The organism is Clostridium liquoris, from assembly GCF_002995785.1.
GTDB classification, from domain to species: domain Bacteria; phylum Bacillota; class Clostridia; order Clostridiales; family Clostridiaceae; genus Clostridium_AO; species Clostridium_AO liquoris.
On sequence record NZ_PVXO01000063.1, the window covers coordinates 1 to 3,707 of the forward strand.

The 3,707-nt window shown below is 30.0% G+C and carries 4 protein-coding genes; 2 read left to right on the forward strand and 2 right to left on the reverse strand.

All coding sequences use genetic code 11. The features are described 5' to 3' along the window. A partial coding sequence (locus tag CLLI_RS11525; RefSeq protein WP_146127094.1) for a carbon starvation CstA family protein occupies window positions 1-716 on the forward strand: 716 nt, incomplete at its 5' end. Between the two features lie 112 nt (window positions 717-828). Here the strand turns inward: CLLI_RS11525 and CLLI_RS11530 are convergent. Together CLLI_RS11530 and CLLI_RS11535 are read right to left on the reverse strand one after the other, a co-directional pair. Further along, on the reverse strand, window positions 829-1,593 hold the full coding sequence (locus tag CLLI_RS11530; protein WP_106064361.1) for a LytR/AlgR family response regulator transcription factor: 765 nt from the start codon (window positions 1,591-1,593) through the stop codon (window positions 829-831). Continuing rightward, window positions 1,590-3,260: a LytS/YhcK type 5TM receptor domain-containing protein gene (locus tag CLLI_RS11535; protein ID WP_106064362.1), complete on the reverse strand. Its 1,671-nt coding sequence runs from the start codon at window positions 3,258-3,260 to the stop codon at window positions 1,590-1,592. The genes CLLI_RS11530 and CLLI_RS11535 overlap by 4 nt, the downstream gene beginning before the upstream one ends. Window positions 3,261-3,506: 246 nt before the next feature. Between CLLI_RS11535 and CLLI_RS11540 the strand changes: the two genes are divergently transcribed. After that, window positions 3,507-3,707, forward strand: a 201-nt coding sequence (locus CLLI_RS11540; RefSeq protein ID WP_278335584.1) for a carbon starvation CstA family protein, incomplete at its 3' end; no start/stop codon positions are given.

The window sequence follows — 3,707 nt, forward strand, 5'->3', positions numbered from 1 at the left end:
AGTCACCATTAATGGCAAGATGTGTAACCAGTGAAAAGCAAGGTAGAAGAATATTTTATGGAGCTATGGTAGCAGAAGGAATAGTAGCTTTAATTTGGGCAGCAGCAGCTATGAGCTTCTTCGCAGGACCTCATGGAACAGATGGAGTTGCAAAATTAAATGAAGCTATGGTAGCTAATAATAATAATGCAGCATGGGCAGTAAATACTATTTGTAATTCATTACTTGGGAAAGTAGGAGGAGCCCTCGCCATACTTGGTGTTGTAGCTTGCCCAATAACTTCAGGAGATACAGCTTTTAGAAGTGCAAGACTTACTATAGCAGATTCAATTAAATATAATCAGGAAAAAATTAAAAATAGATTAGTAATAAGTATACCTTTATTTGTAGTTGGATTTATATTGACTAAGATAGACTTTAACGTTATATGGAGATACTTTGGATGGTCAAATCAGGCATTAGCTACAGTAGTGCTTTGGGCATCAGCTATGTATTTAGTTTACAGTAAGAAGTCTCATTGGATTGCAAGCTTACCAGCCACATTTATGACTGCAGTAAGTATAAGTTATATTATAGTTGCACCAGAAGGATTTAAAATGTCTACAGCAGTTGGATATCCAATGGGAATAATAGGAGCAATAGTTATATTAGGAATATTCTTATTTAAAGCAAAGGAAAAAACAGAAAGTTTGGGTACAAGTTCAAAAGCAGTTTAAAAAAATTCACCTTTTAGATATCACAAACAAAACACTCTATCACTTTGATAGGGCGTTTTGTTTTATCCACATTCTTCACTTATAGCTCTGTGCTCTGTCCTCTGTCCTCTGTTTAAAGTCCCAATGTTTCTTTCAACCTCTTAACATTATTTCTGCTTATGGGTACCTCAGAATTCTCATTGTCCTTCATTACTAATTTATAAGTACCATTAAACCAGGAATACAGTTCTTTTATATTATCTAAGTTAACAAGATAGCTTCTATGAGCCCTAAAAAAGTTTGACTTATTTTGAACCTTATTCATAGTATAGCTGGTAAAATATTTATCCTTGTAGGTTTTTATGTATACTTTTTCATTTTCTGTATAACAATAGAATATGTCCTTTAGGGGAACCAATATTATCTTTCCATGGTGTTCACAGGGGATTTTTTGAATTATATTTTGCTTATTATCTAACTGATTAATTAATTTATCTATTACCTCTGGTATTTCAATATCTTTATCTTTAAGTATTTTATTATAAAGACGATGTATAGTATTTTCTATTCTTTTTTCGTCATAAGGTTTTAATATATAATCTAATGCATCCACTTCAAAGGCTTGTAGTGCATGTTCTTCGTAGGCTGTAACAAATATAATTTCTATATCATTATTGAATTTTTTTATATCCATGGCTAATTCCATACCATTCTTTACAGGCATATTTATATCTAAAAAAACTGCTTCAGGTTTTTTTTCTCTTATCATGTCAATGCCGCTTTCTCCATCATGGGCCATGCCGCAGATTTCTAAAAAGTCGTATCGGCTTAATATATATTTTAATTCTTCTGCTGCAGGAATCTCATCTTCAACTATCATATAATTTATTTTTTTCACACCTTCATCTCCTTTGGTATTAAAAAACTTACACAGGTACCTGCATTTGGAGAACTTTCTATTTTTAGCTTACAGTTTTCTCCATATAGTAATCTTAGTCTATCATTTACATTTTTTAGTCCTATTCCACTGGAGCTTTTAAAGATTTCTTTTAACCTATCTTCAGATATTCCTACGCCATCATCTTTTACTTGAAAAAATAGTCCATTTTCTGATAAAGCAGCTTTAATATAAACTGCTCCTCCACAAGGTTTTGGTAAAATTCCATGTTTTATAGAGTTTTCAATAATTGGCTGAAGTATAAAAACTGGTATCCTATACTCCATTAAAATATCAGGTACATCTATATTTATCTTAAGTCTGTCTCCAAACCTTGCATTTTCTATGGATAAATATGAATTCAAAAAATTAAATTCCTCCTTAATTGTAACGAAATCCTCATCTCTTTTCAATGTTTGTCTAAAATAATTTGAAAGATCAATAATGAGTTCGCGAGCTCTATTAGGGTCTATTCTGCAGAAAGAAGAAATTGTATTTAGGGCATTAAATAAAAAATGAGGATGAATTTGAGCCCTTAAAGCTTTATATTCTGCTATATAAGCTTCATGAGCAATTTTGTCTAACTTATATATTTTAAATTGTGTGGACAAAAGGCTGCTTAATTGTTTGGCAAATTGTATAAAATATTCATCAATATATCCTTCTGATTTTATTTTTAAACCAACCACAGCTTCCAATTTATTTTCATCGAAAATTGGAACGCAGAAAAAATATTTTTTACCATAATTATCTGAATTGTGAACAGATATTATTTTATAATCTGGATTGTTGTAATAAGACTTTAATGCTTCATTTAATGGTTCAATGGGAATTCTCTTTCCACAATAGCATAATACTTCTTTATTGTTCCCTATAAAAACTCCTTTAAAATTATTGTTATCATATATTATTTTAGCTACATTTACTGCAGTTTCCTTATTGAACCCATTTTTTAAATAATTTAATGTTTGTTCCGCAATTATTAAAGCTTTTTGAGCTTGTATTGCACCAATTCTATTATATTGTTCTGAGGCGTTGTTAATTATATTTATAAAAATTACAACTCCTAAAGAATTTATGAATATCATTGGCAGGGCAATTATTTTTTCTAAGGATAAAGCTTCATTAAAAGGTTTAGAAATTGCTAAAATAATAAGCATTTCCAGTATTTCTGCTATTACTGCAGCTATAAAACTTATTTTAGGATCTAAATATGTTTTTTTTGAATATTTTTTAGCTAATCCACCACATAATCCCTCTACTATAGTAGATATAGCACAGGCTAGAGCCGTAAACCCTCCAATGCTGTATCTTTGAAGTCCTGCTATACTTCCTACAATTAATCCGACAAATGGGCCGCCTATATATCCTGCTACAATAGCACCAATTGGTCTGGTATTAGCTATAGCATATGGATTAATGGTGATTGTAGTATTAAAATTGGATGATTGATCTATGTTTACTCCTGTATAGGTGCCTATAATAGAGAGTAGGCTAAAGAAAAATATAGTCCTTAGTTTAGTATTTCCATCATCATAAAAGAATCCCTTCCGCACTGAAATTTGACAATATATATAAGCAGCCAGTGCGATTAATGACATGCTTTCTAGTAATTGAATATATATCATAAATACATCTCCCAAATATAATAAAATCAATATAACAATTATACATAAAAAAAATAATAATTAAATGACTTTAGTATATCTAATTTGACTATTCACTCCATATATTTTGCATTTCACCCTAAAATTTTTTCAGTTAAGGGGAAAAACATTCATGAAAAATTTAAATTAAAATATAATTTAAATGCAATATTTGAAATTGATAAAAAGGTTTGAAATATTATTTAAAACATTAAAGGAGGTTATTATATGATATCGTTTATTCTTTCACTAATTGCATTAGTAGTGGGGTATTTCATTTATGGCAAAATAGTAGAAAAAGCTTTTGGAGCAGATGAAAGCATACAAACACCTGCCATTAGATTAGAAGATGGTGTTGATTATGTACCTATGCCAGAATGGAAAATATTTTTAATACAGTTTTTAAACATTGCAGGTCTTGGACCAATA

Bases quoted from the DNA above. Each gene is read 5' to 3' on its own strand.
- CLLI_RS11535 (WP_106064362.1), bottom strand. From the start codon at position 3,260: ATGATATATATTCAATTACTAGAAAGCATGTCATTAATCGCACTGGCT.